Below are 18,235 nucleotides of genomic sequence, written 5' to 3'. Positions count from 1 at the left end.
GGGGTTGTTTGTTTTTGGAGAAATCACTTTTTGATACAAAGCTCTCCCTTGATCCATTGAGTTATGAGTATCTCACCTTGAAGTCATTACGGTATATGGGTATAAATACCCCCACCATTAAAAGGATATGAGATGTATTTGCAAATGCATATGTATTTCATTAAGCCTCATTGTAGTTAGGCGATGAAAGAAAAGAATTATTTATGGAACACCAGTAGCGGAATAATCGCTGTACTGCTTGTTTTACCAATCTTGGCGATTTTTACGACTGCTGTTGGAGAAACGGATGAGCTATTTTCTCATCTTATGTCTACAGTAATGCCCACCTATGCTTACAATACGGTGGTTTTAGTCATAGGAACCATGTTCCTGTCTTTGATTTTCGGTATTCCGTCTGCATGGATCATGGCAATGTGTCGTGTTCCTGGAGAGCGTGTTTTGCAATGGGCTTTGGTGCTGCCATTGGCAATGCCTGGCTATATTGTGGGCTATATTTTTACCGACTGGTTTGATTTTGCTGGCCCTGTTCAAATCCTGCTACGAGAACTGACGGGGTGGGGACCTAGTGAATATTGGTTCCCCGACATTAGAACCTTATCAGGCGCTATTATTGTTCTGTCTCTCGTTCTTTACCCTTATATTTATTTGCTCTGCCGTGCGGCTTTCATGGAGCAAAACGTTTCCCTATTACAATCTGCTCGCTTGTTGAAGTGCTCTCCCTGGGAAAGTTTTCGTCGTATCTCACTTCCACTTGTTCGTCCTTCCATGGCGGTCGGTTTGTCTCTTGTTGCGATGGAAACCATAGGTGACTTCGGTACTGTAAGCTACTTTGCTGTTAACACACTAACGACAGCGGTTTACGATACTTGGTTGGGCTACTCGAGCCTAACAGCCGCTGCAAAAATATCGGCAATCATGTTGGTGATTGTCATTCTCTTATTGAGCACCGAGCGATACAGCCGTCGTAAACAAAAGTTATTTCAAAATCAATTTAGTAGCCGCGAAGATTTTCGTTATGAACTAATCGGTTGGAAAAAGTGGTTGTCACTGTTTTGGTGTTGGGGGTTAGTGTGCATAGCGTTTTTATTCCCCCTCGCGCAATTGATCATTTATGCCTACAAGTATTTCGCTCAAAGTTGGACACCAGAATTCAGAGAATATGCACTTAATAGTCTTTACGTCTCTGTTGTCGCGGCGATTATTGGTGTACTCGTTGCGTTGATTGTGAATTTTAATCAACGTGTGAGCCCTGGTAAGAAAAACCTGGCTTACATGAGGTTTGCTTCAATGGGCTATGCTGTTCCAGGCACCGTTCTAGCGATTGGCGTGATGGTACCCGTGTTGTTTATGGATCACTTGGTCAATGACATCGCTAAAGTGATGGAGTGGGGACGACCTGGTTTGATCTTCTCTGGTTCCATGTTTGCGCTTATCTTTGCAATGGTAGTGCGTTTTTCAGCTGTTGCTATTGGTAGTATCGAAAGTAGCCTAAGTAAAGTATCACCTTCATTGGATATGGCCTCTAAAACAATGGGGTGTAATACCAACCAGATGTTACGCCGTGTTCACCTACCTTTGATTAAGCGTGGTGCTTTGATTGCAGGCTTATTGGTGTTTATCGAATCAATGAAAGAGCTAAATGCAGCATTGCTGCTGCGTCCCTTTAATTTCGAAACGCTCGCGACTTATGTTTATAACTATGCGTCAGATGAACACCTTGAATTAGCAGCTATGCCTGCTGTGTTATTAGTATTGGTAGGCTTAATCCCACTGATCATCGTAAACCGTTCCTTGGAGCAGAAACACTAATGAGTTGTGCATTATCAATTAAAAATCTGACTTGTAAGTATGATTCCCAAACCATTTTGGAATCTCTTTCTTTAGAAGTTGAGCATGGTGAAATTGTTTGTCTGCTTGGTGCCAGTGGATGTGGTAAGACGACGCTGCTTAAAGCGATTGCAGGTCTGCTTCCATTGAGTAGTGGCGTTATGAGCTTGAATTGCCAAGTTATTGATGACGCTGCGAATTGGTTGCCGCCAGAGCAGCGTAACATTGGAATGATTTTCCAAGATTATGCTCTGTTTCCACACCTCACCGTGAATCAGAACGTGGCATTTGGTCTACGCGATATGTCTGAGCAAGATAAGACTGCGAAAGTTCAAGAGATGCTTGAGCTCGTACACCTTGACCAATTTGGCGATCGTTACCCTCATCAGCTATCTGGTGGACAACAGCAACGTGTCGCGATTGCGCGCTCTTTGGCATATAAGCCAGACCTACTGCTATTGGACGAACCGTTTTCTAACATTGATACCCAAGTACGTCATGAGCTGATTTCTCAGATTCGTAAAATCTTTAAGAAGCAGGGTGTGACGGCTATTTTTGTGACTCACAGTCGTGAAGAAGCGTTTGCTTTTGCTGACAAGATGGCAGTAATGAATCATGGTGTCATCGAACAATACGGCTCGGCGTCAGAACTGTACTTCCACCCATCAAGCAAGTTTGTTGCTGATTTCTTAGGTGGCGGAAGTTACTTGAATGCACAACGTATTTCAGATAACGAATTTGAAACAAGCTTAGGTTTGATTGAGGCCAAGGCGCAAACCGAGATCGAAGTGGGGGCTGAATGTGCGTTGTTGTTAAGACCTCAACATATCGTGGCTACTCATGATGTAGACAGTAACCTTTCAGTATTAGAACAGCAGTTCATGGGAGACCACTGTCGTTATGTGATTGAAGCGAACGGTCAGAAGTTATTAGCAACCTCTTCAGAGGCTCTTGAAATGGGTATGCCGGTAACCGTAAAAGTGGATACCAAAGGCGTATTGGCGTTTTAACGATTTCTCGTCATTCCCATTCCTGTAAATAAAGCTCAGTCATAAAAAAGCCCAGAACTTAATTAAAAGTACTGGGCAAAAGTTCTTCATCAATAGGCTTTAACAAGGCAGTGATATGTTAAGTCCCATACAAAACTGCTGCACTCTATAAGCCTATAGAGAGAGGAAGTCTTTTACTTTTTGAAGAACATGTTCTGCAGTGTCTTTATCTTCCATTTCTGCGAAAATTCGTAGTAACGGCTCTGTTCCTGAGAAGCGAGCAATGACCCAGCCGCCATTCTTGAAGTACACCTTTGCACCATCTTCATAGCTAACTTTTTCAATTTCGTATTCAAATTCAGGTAGTTGCTTCTCGACGTAGATCTTAGTGTAGAGCGCTTCTTTCTCTGAAGGTTTAAACTTACAATCGCCTTCTGCGGTGTAGGCATAGCCATATTTAGAGTAAATCTCATCAAGCAATTCAGACAGCTTCTTGCCTGTCACACTGATCATCTCAACCAGCAAGCTTGATGCAAATACGCCATCCTTACCTTTGATGTGACCTCGAATGGTTAAGCCACCTGAGCTTTCGCCACCAATTAGAGAATCATCAGCTTCCATTTGAGAGCTGATATGCTTAAAGCCTACAGGAACCTCAAAGCTCTTCTCTCCATGATCCGCAGCTACTTTATCCAGTAGATGTGTGGTGGCAATATTACGAACGACAGAGCCCTTCCAGCCTTTGTATTCCAGTAAGTAGTAATAAAGCAGTAGTAGTACTTCGTTAGGGTGAATGAAGTGACCTTTCTCATCAATAATACCCAGACGATCGGCATCGCCATCAGTACCAATACCTATGTCATAGCCTTCTGCTGCAACTAAGTGCTTCAAGCGATAGAGCGTTGCGGCATTTGGTGATGGCATCAAGCCACCAAAATCTGGGTTTTTGCCATCGTTGATGACGTCGACATCACATCGACCGTTGATCAGCACTGTCTGCAAAGCATTTTTCGCTACGCCAAACATTGGGTCAATCAGCACGCGTAGGTTAGCTTTCTTGATCGACTCGATATCGATGAAGTTGATGATTGAATCAACAAAGTCGTTCATCGGGTTGATGATCTCGATTTCTTTGTCGTTTAACGCTTGCTCGAAATCAACTCGTATAACGTCTTCGCTGGTCAATGTTGCGATTTGCTGTTCTATCTTCTCGGTGATGATCTCATCAGCATCACGTCCACCTTCAATGAAGATCTTGATGCCGTTGTAGTCTGCTGGGTTGTGAGATGCGGTAATACATGCCGAGTAGATGCAGCCCATCTCTTTCGCTTGGAACATCACGATAGGTGTTGGAACGAACTTATCAATGAAGCTTACTTTGATGTTGTTCGCCGCAAGTACTTCTGCAAACCAACATGCTGCTTTATCTGAAAGGAATCGGCGGTCATAGCCGATCACAAACCCGTTCTTTGCGGCATTTTCATTATTGATGATGTTAGCGAGCGCTTGTGCCACCAAGCGAACATTGTCTCTGGTGAACTCTTCACCAATGAAAGCGCGCCAGCCACCGGTACCAAATTTAATCATTAGAAAATCCTTTTAGTCTCACGGTCTCAAGCCTGTAAAGACTTGAGACCGGAGCTGTTCGTTAAATTGCGTGACTAGCCTAGAACAACGACAACATCATTCACGCTGCCTTCTGTTTGTACTGGGATTGCACCTTCAACTGACTCACCGTTGATAGTGATAGAGGCTACACCTTTGCTTACTGCATTAGGGTTTTGCACCGTGATGTTGTAAGTTGCACCGCGCCATTGACGAGTGACCTCAAACTCTGGCCAATCAGTCGGGATACAAGGATCTACAGTTAAACCTTCGAATCCGGTGCGAACACCAAGAATGAAGTTGGTTACCGCAAAGTAAGCCCAGCCCGAGGTACCTGTTAACCATGGGTGGTTTGCACGGCCGTGGTCTTGGTGGTCTTTACCCATGATGAACTGCACGTACGAATATGGTTCCGCGTAACGTGTTTCAATCATGTCGTTTTGGTTATAAGGGTTAAGCGCATCGTAGAATTTCATCGCACGGTCGCCACGGCCAAGCTTCGCCTCTGCTACCCAAGCCCATGGATTCGGGTGAGAGAAGATAGCACCGTTCTCTTTTACGCCTTGGTAAACGCGAGTTACAAAGCCGATATCATCGTTTGGTGTTGCGAATGATGGAGAGTTTAGGTGTAGGCCGTATTCAGAAAATAGGTTCTCATCAACTGCGTCCATTGCTTTCTCGCCACGTTCTTGAGATACCGCGCCAGAGAGAACCGCTAACGTGTTTGATTCAAGGTGAACTCGACCTTCAGCTTGTTGAGCGGTACCGATCTTGTCGCCATTTTTAGTTAGACCACGGATGTACCAACCACCCTCGTCATCCCAAAGGTGCGTTTCACACGCTTCGCGAACGTTAGCTGCCATTTCAGTGTATTTAGTAACGTCAGCATCGTTATTGCGGAACTTAGCCAGGTCTAAGAACTCTTGAAGAGCCCAGAAGTGTAGGAATGAAACCATAGAAGATTCACCGCCACCTAGATTCAGACAGTCATTCCAGTCTGCGCGAAGACCCTTACAGATACCTGTTTGACCTACGTATTCTGCAGAGAAGTTAAGTGCGGCTTTCATGTGTTCGTAAACCGTTGCTTCGCCACCATCTGCGTATGGAATCACTTCGTCAAAGAAATCGTGTTCACCGGTTTCCATCACGTACTTGATGATGGTAGGTACGATCCATAAGTGATCATCAGAACAGGTATCGTCAATGCCGTGGATCTTGTCGTCATCTGACGGCGTTGGAACAACCGTTGGTGATTTTGAAGGTTCAACGTCAGCTTTCTCTGGATCGAACCAGTCAGGATCGAACAAGTGTAGACCGTAGCCCGCTTTCACTTGGCCGCGAAGCAGGTCGATAATACGCTTCTTGGTCATTTGTGGGTTGGCATGAGGCACTGAGATCGCATCTTGCGCAGTATCACGGTAACCAAGACCAGTACGACCGCCAACTTCGATGAATGATGCAAAGCGTGACCAAACCACACAGGTTTCCGCTTGGTATAGCGTCCACGTGTTGATCATGGTGTCTAAGCCTTCGTTTGGCGACTTAACTTGGAATTTGTTGCAACGCTCGTCCCAGTGATCTTTGATGCCTTGGAACGCCGCATCTACGTTTGCTGTGTCTTGGTACTTCTCGCGGAGGCGTTCACCGTTGCCTTTACCGATACCTAGTACATAAGCAAAGCGAACTTCTTCACCCGGTTGAATCGTAAATTGCTTGTGCAGAGAACCACAGTGGTTGTAACAAGTTTGAGCACTGTTAGAACATTTACCGTTCTCAACGGCAATTGGGTTTGCTTCGTCACGGTACATGCCAAGGAAGTTGTCACGCTGACCATCGTAGCTGTCTGGAGAGAAGGTTGATGCTAGGTAGTAGAAGCCTTCAAAGTCGTTGGTGTTGTAGTACAGGTCGTATTCCAACACTCCTTCTTGGTAAGACGTGCCCGCAGAGTACAAAGACATCTGGTGGTTCTGGTTATCCGATTGGATGTGGCTGAATGAGAACTCAACAAATGAGAATGTGCTGATGGTTCTTGGCTTGTCGGTGTTGTTCTTCAGTACGACATCCCAAACTTCTGCATCTTCGCCCTTAGGAACGAATAGCGTTTTGGTTGCCGTAATACCGCTGTATTCACATTTGAACTTTGAGTATGACAGACCATGACGAACTTCGTAGTTCGCTTCATCTAGGCTTTTTGCCACTGGTTGCCAAGAGATAGACCAGTAATCACCCGTCTCATCATCACGCAGGTAAACATAGTGTCCTGGACGGTCAAAGGTGCCATTTGGACGGAACTTAGTAACACGGTTGTATTCCGGAGAATTGTAGAACGAATAACCGCCCGCATTGTGCGAAATTACGGTACAAAACTTTTCAGTACCCAGGTAGTTGGTCCATGGTGCTGGTACATCAGGGCGAGTGATGACGTATTCGCGATTGTCGTTATCGAAATAGCCGTATTTCATTGTCATTTCCTTTTTAACAAACTGCATCTATGCAGCTAATTTTTAAATAGTGATGCTGAGTCTTATCTGACTGAGCACCTTAATTTGAGTCAGCAACCGCTCGATGTGAGTGTCGCTTTGGTTTGTTTTATTGACCTTTCCAAGGGTTGCGATAATCAACATTGAGTCTGTCGAGTAATGGCAGATGCCCCTTTAGGCGAGATAGGTAATCTAGCCAGTTTCGGTTGTTTTTATGTGTCCAACATCCTTCAGATAAAGCGCTAATTCTTGGGAATACCATATAATCCATACGCTTTTGGTTGGTGACGATCTCACACCATAGAGCACACTGAATTCCGCGGATCCGCTTACGAATTGGGTCGGTGTCGGATATCTCAGCAAGTGCTTCGTAGTTATAAGCTTGTTCTAATGGGATAACGGCAGCCCAATCGACGCCCGGTTCTTCCGGTGCATAATCTTGGGTCATGTCGAGATAGGTAAATTGTGCCGGTTGCAACACCACATCAAAGCCTTGGCGAGCGCAATTCACTGCTGCTTCTTCACTGAGCCACGAGTAGATGATGGTCTCTTTACTGACTTTGTCGCCGTGTTGCGCTTCTTCCCAGCCCACCATGCGCTTGCCAAGTTGCTTGAGTTTGTTCTCGGCATAACGGAATAGGTGGCCTTGTAAGTCTTTGCTGTCTTGATATTTATGCTCTTTCATCAGAGCTTGAGCTGCAGGGCTGTTAGTCCACACACCCGGTGGTACTTCGTCTGCACCCATGTGAATCAATTCGCTGGGGAATAGCTCTGCGACTTCTTCAATAACCGCATCTAAGAATTGGTAAGTGCCTGGCAAGCCAGGGTTTAGGACATTGTCGTTGTAGTGCTGAATACTCTTGTATTGAGTGGTGTCAGCTTGTTCTACCAGCATGTCAGGCAGTGATTTGATCGCGGCGCGGCAGTGGCCTGGGATGTCAATCTCAGGGATTACAGTGATGCTACGCTGCTCTGCGTATTCAATGACTTCGCGAATCTGTTGTTGCGTGTAGAAGCCGCCATAGTTGTCAGCAAGGTGTGTGTATTGCGGTTCTAGTGCATGGTCAGGGCCACGCCAAGCACCGATTTCAGTAAGTTGAGGTAGGCTATTGATCTCAATTCGCCAACCCTCATCATCGGTTAAGTGCCAATGAAAGACGTTGAACTTGTAGTGCGCGAGTTGGTTGATTAAGCGTTTCACTTGCTCCACTGAATGGAAGTGACGAGCGCAATCCAGCATCATGCCTCGGTATTTGAAACGAGGCTGATCGACGATTTTGCAACATGGAACAGAGAAGTTCTTGGCATCCAGTTGTTGTACCAACTGAATCAAGCTTGCTACAGCGTGTGTGAAGCCCGATTGGCTGCCTGATTCAACCATTATTTGTTGTGCCGTGACGGTGAGCTTGTACTCGGCTTCGTCTAACGTCGGGTTGCTGCGAAATAGAATGTCGCCGCTTTCGTCTTTTGAAAATTCAGTTGAAAGCTCATTCGAAATCGACAGCTCAAAGGTAGAAAGCAATTCTTGTTGCAGCCAAGATAACGCCTTATCAGCAAGTTGAGATTGAACCTCAATCTTGCATTCGCTACTTAGTGCGAAGCTACCTAGCTGAAGTTCGATCTGATTTGGCTGAGGAATTAATGCAATTTCAGCAGCGTTAACTTCAGGTATTTGGTTGCGTTCACGGTATGGCGAAGCCAAAAAAATCGGTGATATCGCGACAGGCAGTACCGATGTTTCTCCATCATGATGTGATTGGATAAATGCATCATTAAGGCCATCAGAATAGAAGCGAAATGGGGCGCTTTGAATACTGAATTCAAGGTAGTAGTGGTTGTTCGCCTTTAACACCGGAGAGCTTGGTTTGAACGAGCAAAAGCTTCCAACTTGAGTCAGTTCACCTTGAGATAGACTCTCCGGAAGGATGAATCGGTCAAAGGCAAAATACAGTGACCAATCTTTTACGTCGAGGTCACTTAAGTTATGTACCGTAAGGCCAAATCGGCAGTTATTTTTTTGTTCAGAAAGAACAGCTAAGTCGATGCGATAATTCATATAACTTCCCTGCTAAGCCTGTTGATACAAGTTGTGTTGTGGTTTTCCGGCAAACATCAATGCGCCTTCAATAGCGTCAAATTGAGGTTCAACGATCCATTGTTGTACTGGTGGTGATAGCCAGTTGAGAATGCGCTCAGCGATACTGCCCATCAGGCATACCTTGTCTGCACCTTTGCGATGAAGTGCTAGCACAAACATTTCGATATCAGCTGCGGTTTGCTTGAGCATCTCGATAGCCAGCTCATCGCCTTCGTTAGCGAGTTGAAAAATCACTGGCGAGAATTGACCGTAGTCTTTTGGAATAGCGCCTTTTGACCACGCCACGATCGCATCAACATCATTGTCAAAGTGGTTCATCACGTGTTGAGTCAGTGGGGTTTTGCTGCGAATACCGTCTTCTGCTAACAGGACTTGTTGAATTAAGCGAAGGCCCATCACTGCGCCGCCACCTTGGTCTGAAATTGGAAATTCACGACCGCCAACCACATGTTGTTCGCCGTTGTTTAGGTAGATGCCACATGAACCTGTACCACCAATCATGATCGCGCCGTTTTGGCCATTGTGGGCGCCAATACAAGCACCGTAAGCGTCAGTGTTGAGCGTCATACTTGCGAAAGGGTGTGGTTGAGCCATGAAATCGAACCATGCCGACTTTTGCTCAGCGCCAGCCAGTGCAAGGCCGATATGTATATTGGAAAAATGATTTGAGTCGAGTTGCCCTTGTTGTGCCGCTTGAGTAATCGCATCAACAATTGAGCTCATCGCAACATCAACACCCAAAAGGATGTTGGCACTGCCACTTTTTGCTTCACCAATGAGTGTGCCTTGGTCATCACGAATACGCGCACGACAAGAAGTGCCACCACCATCAATACCTACGTAGTAAATAGTCATGACTATTGCTCCTTACGTTGCGATAGGTAATTGAATTGCGCAGCGGTCGCGAGCAAATACCACGCCCCATGGGGGATCCATTGCTCACCCCAGCGCCAGTTTTGAAGCATGTCGTCTTTCTGTGCTGGTGGGTTGAATGCGATGTCTTGTTCATCTTCGAACCCAGCCGTGATGCCGTTGCAGACACCACCTTTTGCATTGAAGAAGCCAAGCTGTGGTAGATAATCTGGGTTGTTATGGCCGTGACCATCGAGCATACACATGTGATATGGGTTGAGACCTAAGATCCAATCAAGGCTGTTTTGTGAAAGCTGGATTAAACGCTTTTGAAGTTCGCTATCTTGAATATGTGGTTGAACTAAGTATGCCATGGTTGCGATTGAACCAAGACGTGCGTTTTCGCCTTGCCACCAATAGCCCGTTTCATTTTTCTGAGCAACGAAGAAAGCATCGCGCTTATCACCATCAACATTTTTAACGTACTGTCTTGGGTAGCCAAATGGATTGATGACTTTGTCGGTAATATTGATTTCGAACTGACAGGCTTTTTCAACAACCGTGCGAGCTTGTTCTTTCAGAACTGCATTGGTTTCATTGTCGATGTACTCGCACAGAGCAATCACTGGAAGGCCTGCTTCTGCAGCATGGAAATAAGGGCGAGAGCCATCAGAGTTGGCCGACCAGAAGTGGGCAAATGAGTCATCGGATTGCTGACGAGCGATCAAGCGATTCGCCCAAGTTCTTGCTTCTGATAGGTACTGCTCGTCTTCTGTTACTCGGTACAGTTCATTTGCAGCGAGTAGGGCACAATATTCATCGATGATGTTTTCTTCGCCATCGTTTAGGTACTGCAGGTTATGTTCTTTTAGGTGCCAATAACCGTTAACGGCAGTTTCAAGGTAAGTTTGGCTCGAGTAACTGCCCGAGGTTTCAAGTTCAGATGCAGCAGCTAATGCGGCGATAGCAACGCCCGCACCTTGTCGATAGCCCGCTTGCAAGTCCGTTGATTTATGGCCTTCTTGAGTGGCATAAGCGCAGATGTCGCGCTGATTGATGTCTTTGCTCCACTTATCGAATACCGTCATATAGAAGTATCCAGCCGCGTCTTGCATGCGCACTAAGAAGTCGGCACCGAATAGGGCTTCTTCCGTCAGGCGAGTCATGGAGAATTTTGGGAAGTCAGGGTTATTGTTGGTTAAGCGCACGCTTTTAAGCATGTTCCAAACAACCATAGGAATCTGTTGAGGATTAAGGTAGTTGCCATAAGACAGGTGGCTAAAGTACTTACTCACATCACCCGATGCGTCGTACCAACCGCCATGGACATCGACGTATCTGTCAGTGCCTAGAATTTGTGCCTGTTGATCTTTTTTGTCGAAAATACCGCCACAGCGTTGTGACTTAAAGTAATGAAGCACATCAGAAAACGTGTGGTTCATTAGTAGGTTGTTGCCAATCTCAAACACTTCTGAACGTAGGTTATCAAAGCGCAGGTAGTAGCGACCGGATTCGGTAAATGAACTGAAATCGATTGTGAAGAATTGTCCTTGATGCCAGTTTGCTACGCGGCCTTGTTTTACAACATCAAAGTTGCCCACGGTAATATGGTTGTCGGCACACACTAATAATGCAGTCGTACTTGATAAGCGAGCTTTCTTAGTTTGTAAGATAGCCTGCTTTGGAGCCGTGGATTCGTAGCCAATATGGTTGGTCAATAACAGCATCAATACTCTCCAAAAGTCCTAGTTTCTTATGGCTAGGTACCTGAAATTTTTAGGATAAATAGTTAGGGTCCGCAGACCCTAACGGGCATTTATTGCTTAGCTTTCGTGTAGGTAACAACGTACAAAGTGGTTATCGGCTAATTGCGTAACCCCTGGTAACTGCTCTTTACACTTATCCATTGCATGAGTACAACGACCTGCAAATGGGCAACCAGCTGAGACTGGTGTCCAAAGAGGGATTTCCCCTTTGTTACCTGCCAGTTTCTCGTGGATCGATTTCTTCGGATCTGGAACTGCCGAAACCAATAGCTGAGTGTAAGGGTGTTGAGGGTCAGCAATAACGTCATCGGTATCGCCCCATTCCACCATGTGTCCTACGTACATCACTGAAAGATCTTCAGCGATGTAACGAGCGGTTGCGATATCGTGAGTGATGTAAAGAAGAGACATTTGCTTCTCAAATTTCATCTCTTCCATTAGGTTTAAAACACCAGCACGAATCGATACATCAAGCATTGACGTAGGTTCATCGGCTAATACAACTTCTGCACCTACTGCGATATTACGAGCTAGGTTGACACGTTGACGCTGACCACCAGAGAGTTGGTGAGGGTACTTCTCTGCCGTTGCTTGTGGTGGTACTAAGCCAACTTGCTCTAGAAGATCGTACACACGCTCCTGTAACTCTTTCTTGTTACCTGGAGATACTTTTTTGTGGATCAACAATGGTCGAGCAATGTGGTGGAAGATGTTATGTGTTGGGTTCAGGGAACCAAACGGGTCTTGCCATACCATTTGCACGCCTTCACGGTAATGCATAAGATCTTTTCTGCTTGAGATCTCTTGGATATCACGGCCTTTGTATTCGATTGTACCGCCCGAAGGCGCGTACATTTTTGCGATCATTTTTGCTGTTGTTGATTTGCCTGAACCAGACTCACCAACCACCGCTAGACCGCGGCTTTTGTACATCTTGAATGACACGTCGTTAATCGCACGCATCATTGGGGTTTGAATTGTGGTACTGCTTATTGGGAAGTCTTTTACGACATTCTTGCCTTCTACCAATAATTGACCGAAATCTTTGCTCATAATTGTCTCCAGAATCCTTATTCGCTTTGCTTGCATTTCGGCGGTCGAACCGCCTTATTCGTTATTCACGCTGAATCAGCGTGCAAGCTATAGCTTCCTTTGTACTATTGGGTCACCGTACAGGTGGCAGTTAGACAAATGCCCCGGGTCGATAGAACGCAGCTTGGTTGGTACCTTGGTACACGTTTCATGTACACGGTCACAACGAGCTTGGAAACGACACCCTTCAGGAATCTCTAACAAGTTCAGAGGGTTGCCCGGAATGCCCGCTAGTTTTGTCTTTGGCCCTGTTAGTGGAGGGAAAGAACTACCCAGCCCTTTGGTGTAAGGGTGGTAAGGGTTTTCTAGAATATCTTGAGCATTAGCAACCTCGATAAGCTCACCTGAATACATGATGCCGATGCGGTCAGAGAACTCGACCATCAATGACAAGTCATGGGTGATGAACAGAATCGAGAAGCCAAATTCTTCTTTCAGTGCATAGATCTTTTGTAGGATTTCGCGCTGAACAACCACATCAAGCGCGGTCGTTGGCTCATCCATAATGATCAGCTTTGGATTCAATGCTAACGCGATAGCAATAACCAAGCGCTGACGCATGCCGCCAGAGAATTGGTGAGGGTAGTCACTCAATCGGCTTGGGTGAATATCTACGATTTCAAGTAAACCTTCAGCGCGTTGCTTAGCTTGCTCACGAGTCATGTTGGTGTGACGCATAATTACGTCACAGAACTGCTCTTCCATTGGTAATACTGGGTTGAGTGCGTTCATCGCACTCTGGAATACCATCGACATCTCGCTCCAACGGAATGCTTGCATACGGTCATCACTGTATTCAAGGATGTTCTCACCATTGAAGATAACCTCACCACCACTGATGTAAGCGGGCGGCTTATGCAGACGCATAAGAGAGAAAGCAACGGTTGATTTACCACAGCCAGACTCACCAGCTAGGCCGAATACTTCACCTGGAGCAATGTCGAAACTTACGTTGTTACACGCACGAACATCGCCAGACTCTGTGATGTAATCCACGCATAAATTGCGGATAGAAATTAGTGGTTCAGACATGATTATTTATCTCCGCTCCAAAGTGCATTTTGTGGTGGTAGTTCTGGTTCACGTTCTTCTTTGTCTTGTGCTGCTAATTTCTTCCAACGCTTCATGCCTTTGTGAGAACGCAGTTGCGGGTTGGCAATTTCATCGACAGCGAAGTTAAGTAGAGCAAGACCAGTTACAAGTAGTGTCAGTGCGATACAAGGAGCCAATAGTTCCCACCAAGCGCCAATCAGCATTGATGAAGAGGTTTGAACGTTGTAAAGCATGATGCCCCAGCTGATTGTGTTCGGGTCACCAAGACCTAGGAACGAAATCGTTGCTTCCATCATGATTGCGTACATCACCGAACCGATGAAGCTCGCGCCAACGATAGAGATAAGATTTGGAAGAATCTCTACGAAGATAATACGGAATGAAGATTCACCCAGAACTTCAGCGGCTTTTACAAACTCCTTTTCACGCAGTGCTAAGGTTTGGGAACGAACAACACGAGCGCCCCAAGCCCAGGACATAAAGCCGATAACCAAAGTTATGGTGAGTGGCCCTGCCTCACCGATAAAGGCTGCAACTACGAACAGTAATGGGTATTGAGGAATAACCAACATGATATTCATTGCGGCTGTCAGAACATCATCGACACGTCCGCCAAAGTAACCCGCAGAAACACCGATCACTGTTGCAAGCAAGCATACGGTAAGACCTGCACCAAAACCTACAGCAAGAGATACGCGTGCGCCGTATACCACTTGTGACCAAACGTCACGACCCATACGAGTTGTCCCCAGTACGTGGTCTGCCTTCTTAGACATTATCAACGTACGACGATCGTCTGCTAGGTTTTGAGCAACCCAGCCATCAGGGTTAGTTTGTGCAGACTTCACCACGAAGCCAGGGTATTCGTGTGGATTACCTGTACGCTTGTCTGGAACATGTTTTGTGATCAATGGAGCCGCAATAGCACCAAGAATAAAAATACTTAGGATGATGACGCCTGTTAGGGCCATCGGGTTACGCCAAATGAGTTTTAGAATATCTTTCATGATTATTTACCACCCTTACGAAGACGAGGGTCAAGAACAACGTAAAGCATGTCTGCAACTAAGTTAAAGAACAGCATGAATAGCGTCATGATAAGCAGTTGACCTTGCAGTACTTGGTAGTCACGAGCGTTAATTGCGTTGAAAAGTACGCTGCCAAGACCTGGGTAGTTAAAGATGATTTCGATAATCAACTGACCACCGATTGCCATACCTAGTGACATCGAAAGTGCCGTCACACTTGGTAGCATCGCGTTACGAGCTGCGTAGTTGAATACTACTCGGTTTTCGCTCAAGCCTTTGCCTTTCGCCATGGTGATGTAGTCTTCAGCTAGCAGGTTGATCATGTTGTTACGCATGTTTACTAGGAAGCCACCAATCTGAACAATAGATGCACATAGCAAAGGTAAGAAGGCGTGGAAAGCGACATCTTTAATGAATGCCCAGCTTGTCCAATCCGGAATCGTACCTGCGGTATAGGCGTAGCCGGTTGGGAACCATTTCAAGCCGATTGCGAAGGTAAACAGCGCAATCATGGCAATAACAACTTGAGGAACAGCTTGGAGAATCAGCATCCCTGGAGTTACAAATGCATCGTATTTACTGCCGCGTTTCCATGCTGCGAAAATACCTAGGATTGAACCAATAGAGAAAGAAAGAATAACCGCTGTGCCAGCTAAGAAAAGCGACCAACCGAATGCACCACCCAGCAGTGTATTTACTGAAAGTGGGTAGAATTGGATTGATGTACCAAGCTCCCAGCTAAGAATGTTCTTCATGTACGCCACGTATTGAACTAATAAGCCGCCATCAACGAAGCCTAATAATTCTTTCATTGCAGCAATACGTTCAGGAGTAACTTGAACAGAAGCGTTCGCAAACATCATGGTAACAGGGTCACCAGGCATTGCTCTTGGAATAATAAAGTTTAACGTCGCTGCAACTAATAGCGCGACAAAATAAAATGACAAACGTCTTAAAAAATAACCCATAACTCACACCTTACTCACCCAGATTGTTTCCCTGTTTCTGGATTCAGGTCGCTCCTAGCGAAATTTGGAACGAAAAATCCCCTGACGACTAGCGCCATACTTTCAATTGATAGTGTGGGGATTTTTATAAGCGGCGTAAGAGGTTACGCCGCAAAGATTGAACGATTACTTATTTAACTGGTTTTAGGTCCAGTACATGAAGTAGACGCTCTGGAATACCAGCCCAAATGTTTGGACGGCCTTTTGGATTTTCTTCGTTCCACCAACCAGTGAATCGAGTTGTGTTGTATTGGTACATGTAAGCACCAGACATCACAGGGATTGTTACTTGGTCTGCAGCGATAATTTGCTGGATGCCATGTGCAATATCTAGCTGTTCGTTCTTATCAGCTGTTTTGTAGAAGCTGTTTAGAAGACCATCCAGCTTGTCGTTTTTGTAGAAGTGCATAGCGAAACGAGGCATACCATCACCAGATTGTAGTGATGAGTTGTAAGCACTGTTCCAGTAAGTGTATGGATCCGCACCGTGGAAGTAGTTTGTGTATGCTACGTCGTATGTACCTTCAAGCATTGCTTGGTTGTAAACAGAGAAGTCAGGTGTACGAGCTTTCGCTTTAATACCGATTTCGTTCAGTTGTTCTACCGCTAGTTGAACTGTGTTGTTGAAGTCAGTCCAGCCGTTTGGCGATTGAATCATTAGTTCGAAAGACTTGCCAGATGGAGTGTCAACAAAACCATCTTTGTTTACATCTTTGAAGCCAGCGTCAGCAAGAAGCTTCTTCGCACCTTCAGCGTTGTAAGTGTTGAAGCCTTTGTACTTGTCGTGAGTTTTTTCATCAGACCAAGCTTCAAATGCGTAGCCAAGACCTGATGCGAAATCGTTCACAGTACCACCACCGTAGAATGCGATGTCGATGATAGTTTGACGGTCAAGAGCCATAGAGAAAGCACGACGGAATTCAACGTTGCTCAATGCTTCATGCTTCGCAGCATCAGGGTGCTTGAAGTTAACGATGAATGCTTGTGTACCTGCTGGCGGGTACCAGTAGTGGTGTTTAGGGCTAGCTGCAGCGTATGTACGATCGATATCTGGAACGAAAGAAGACGTCCAGTCCATCTCACTGTTTACAACTTTACCTAGGAACTGGTCGTTGTTCGCAATTTGTGGAACACGTAGACAGTCAACATCTAGGTTGTCAGCATCCCAGTAGTTCGGGTTTTCACACTGAATGTAAAGTTGAGCTGTAAACGTATCGATTTCTGTAAATGGACCAGAACCCACTGGATTTTCATTAGTGAAAGTTGATGGGTCTTTAATGTCTTTCCAGATGTGCTTAGGTACGACTGGTACTTTAGCAATCTCATAAGGTACGTTCGAGTTTGCTTCTGTTAGGCTGAATTTAACTTGGTGGTCGTTCAGCTTTTCTACAGAAGTTACCCAAGAGTTGATACCAGACTGGTCAAGCTCTGGCTTCTCTTTTACAAGGTTGAAAGAAAAAACAACATCATCAGCAGAAAAAGTTTCTCCATCAGACCATTTAACACCCTTACGAATGTCGAAAACAACGCTCATCAGATCATCTGACATCTTGAAGTTTTCAGCTAGACGGAACACTGGAGTGTTACCGTGCATTTCGTTAAATACTACTAGCGGCTCATACATGAAGTCAGTTGTAGTATGTAGGTTAGTAGCACCAAGGTACGGGTTAAAGTTACGTACGAATGTAGTGTACTCTTTCGGGTGAACGGTCAGTTCGCTGCGTTCTGCAGCAGTTGCTACTGATGCAAAACCTGTTGTAGCAGTTGCAATAATTGCTGTTGCTAGTGCTGTTTTTTTTATATTGGCAAGCATAGCTGTTCCTTACTATTTGCTTTCATTTCGCTAATGGATTGAATGTTATCTGTCGCTAATTGTTTAGTAGATACACACTCTAGTTAAAGGCCTACCTCTTCTTCGTTGCTCCAGATTCATCGTTGATTCTGAGAAGTGGTAAGAGTGGCCTGTAGGCCTTTGGCAGGAGTAAGAAAACACCTTATCGATGAATTAATCAAACTCGTTTCCCGTCAAAAACGTTAAAAACACACAACCCCACGTCATTAACGTCAAAATAGGGCGGATTGATGGTTTTTTGCGCGCAATTGTTAGAGTGATGTGACTCGCAGTTGAATTTGTAGTGATACTTAATTGTTAGTACTTACTTACTTGAGGTTCATTTTATTATAGGGGGTTGTTTGGTTTTGATGTAATTGTAGATCTTGGTCACTTGCTAATTTTACGTTAAATTTCTCTAGAAAATTAAATCTGCCGTTCTGTTGTGACTCGCTTCTCAAACTGCAACAAAGAGTAGGGGAATAGTGAAATTCAGCCAAGAATAAGCTTAAAAATAGCGGTTGAACTAGTGATTGTTTAAGCTTGAGTAACGTGTCATTTTGCTTGTTTAATATCGTGAAAGAAGTGTATTTGAATAGACGTTATT

The 18,235-nt window shown here is 45.2% G+C and carries 12 protein-coding genes; 2 read left to right on the top strand and 10 right to left on the bottom strand.

The features are described from left to right. The first annotated feature begins 183 nt into the window (after positions 1-183). Positions 184-1,809: an ABC transporter permease gene (locus ACFI6G_RS10205; RefSeq protein ID WP_016768976.1), complete on the top strand. Its 1,626-nt coding sequence runs from the start codon at positions 184-186 to the stop codon at positions 1,807-1,809. Then, entirely contained in the window at positions 1,809-2,837 is a 1,029-nt protein-coding gene (locus tag ACFI6G_RS10200; RefSeq protein ID WP_010436024.1) for an ABC transporter ATP-binding protein, read from the top strand. The genes ACFI6G_RS10205 and ACFI6G_RS10200 overlap by 1 nt, the downstream gene beginning before the upstream one ends. Positions 2,838-2,990: 153 nt before the next feature. Here the strand turns inward: ACFI6G_RS10200 and ACFI6G_RS10195 are convergent, their stop codons facing one another. From ACFI6G_RS10195 to ACFI6G_RS10150, 10 genes are all read right to left on the bottom strand, one after another. Continuing rightward, positions 2,991-4,403 carry a phosphoglucomutase/phosphomannomutase family protein gene (locus ACFI6G_RS10195; RefSeq protein WP_016789344.1) on the bottom strand — a complete coding sequence of 471 codons (1,413 nt, stop codon included), beginning with the start codon at positions 4,401-4,403 and terminating at the stop codon, positions 2,991-2,993. A gap of 74 nt (positions 4,404-4,477) precedes the next feature. Then, a complete protein-coding gene (locus ACFI6G_RS10190) occupies positions 4,478-6,883 on the bottom strand; it encodes a GH36-type glycosyl hydrolase domain-containing protein (protein WP_016789345.1) in 2,406 nt (801 codons plus the stop codon). A 127-nt stretch (positions 6,884-7,010) separates the two neighbouring features. Then, positions 7,011-8,957: a beta-N-acetylhexosaminidase gene (locus ACFI6G_RS10185; RefSeq protein ID WP_016791603.1), complete on the bottom strand. Its 1,947-nt coding sequence runs from the start codon at positions 8,955-8,957 to the stop codon at positions 7,011-7,013. Between the two features lie 12 nt (positions 8,958-8,969). Continuing rightward, a complete protein-coding gene (locus ACFI6G_RS10180; protein ID WP_016791602.1) occupies positions 8,970-9,854 on the bottom strand; it encodes a glucosamine kinase nucleotide-binding domain-containing protein in 885 nt (294 codons plus the stop codon). Positions 9,855-9,856: 2 nt separating this feature from the next. Then, entirely contained in the window at positions 9,857-11,578 is a 1,722-nt protein-coding gene (locus ACFI6G_RS10175) for a glycoside hydrolase family 9 protein (RefSeq protein WP_016791601.1), read from the bottom strand. 96 nt (positions 11,579-11,674) lie between these two features. Then, a complete protein-coding gene (locus ACFI6G_RS10170) occupies positions 11,675-12,670 on the bottom strand; it encodes an ABC transporter ATP-binding protein (protein WP_010436038.1) in 996 nt (331 codons plus the stop codon). A gap of 87 nt (positions 12,671-12,757) precedes the next feature. Beyond that, a complete protein-coding gene (locus ACFI6G_RS10165; RefSeq protein ID WP_009847564.1) occupies positions 12,758-13,741 on the bottom strand; it encodes an ABC transporter ATP-binding protein in 984 nt (327 codons plus the stop codon). Positions 13,742-13,743: 2 nt separating this feature from the next. Then, entirely contained in the window at positions 13,744-14,769 is a 1,026-nt protein-coding gene (locus tag ACFI6G_RS10160) for an ABC transporter permease (RefSeq protein ID WP_009847563.1), read from the bottom strand. Positions 14,770-14,771: 2 nt separating this feature from the next. Continuing rightward, on the bottom strand, positions 14,772-15,758 hold the full coding sequence (locus ACFI6G_RS10155; RefSeq protein ID WP_010436046.1) for an ABC transporter permease: 987 nt from the start codon (positions 15,756-15,758) through the stop codon (positions 14,772-14,774). 169 nt (positions 15,759-15,927) lie between these two features. Then, positions 15,928-17,610 carry an ABC transporter substrate-binding protein gene (locus tag ACFI6G_RS10150; protein WP_016768984.1) on the bottom strand — a complete coding sequence of 561 codons (1,683 nt, stop codon included), beginning with the start codon at positions 17,608-17,610 and terminating at the stop codon, positions 15,928-15,930. Between the last annotated feature and the right edge of the window lie 625 nt (positions 17,611-18,235).

The sequence above is a fragment of the Vibrio sp. PSi01 genome (assembly GCF_054960695.1).
Note: the sequence above shows the minus strand (reverse complement) of the source record. Positions and strands in the feature narration are given on the sequence as shown.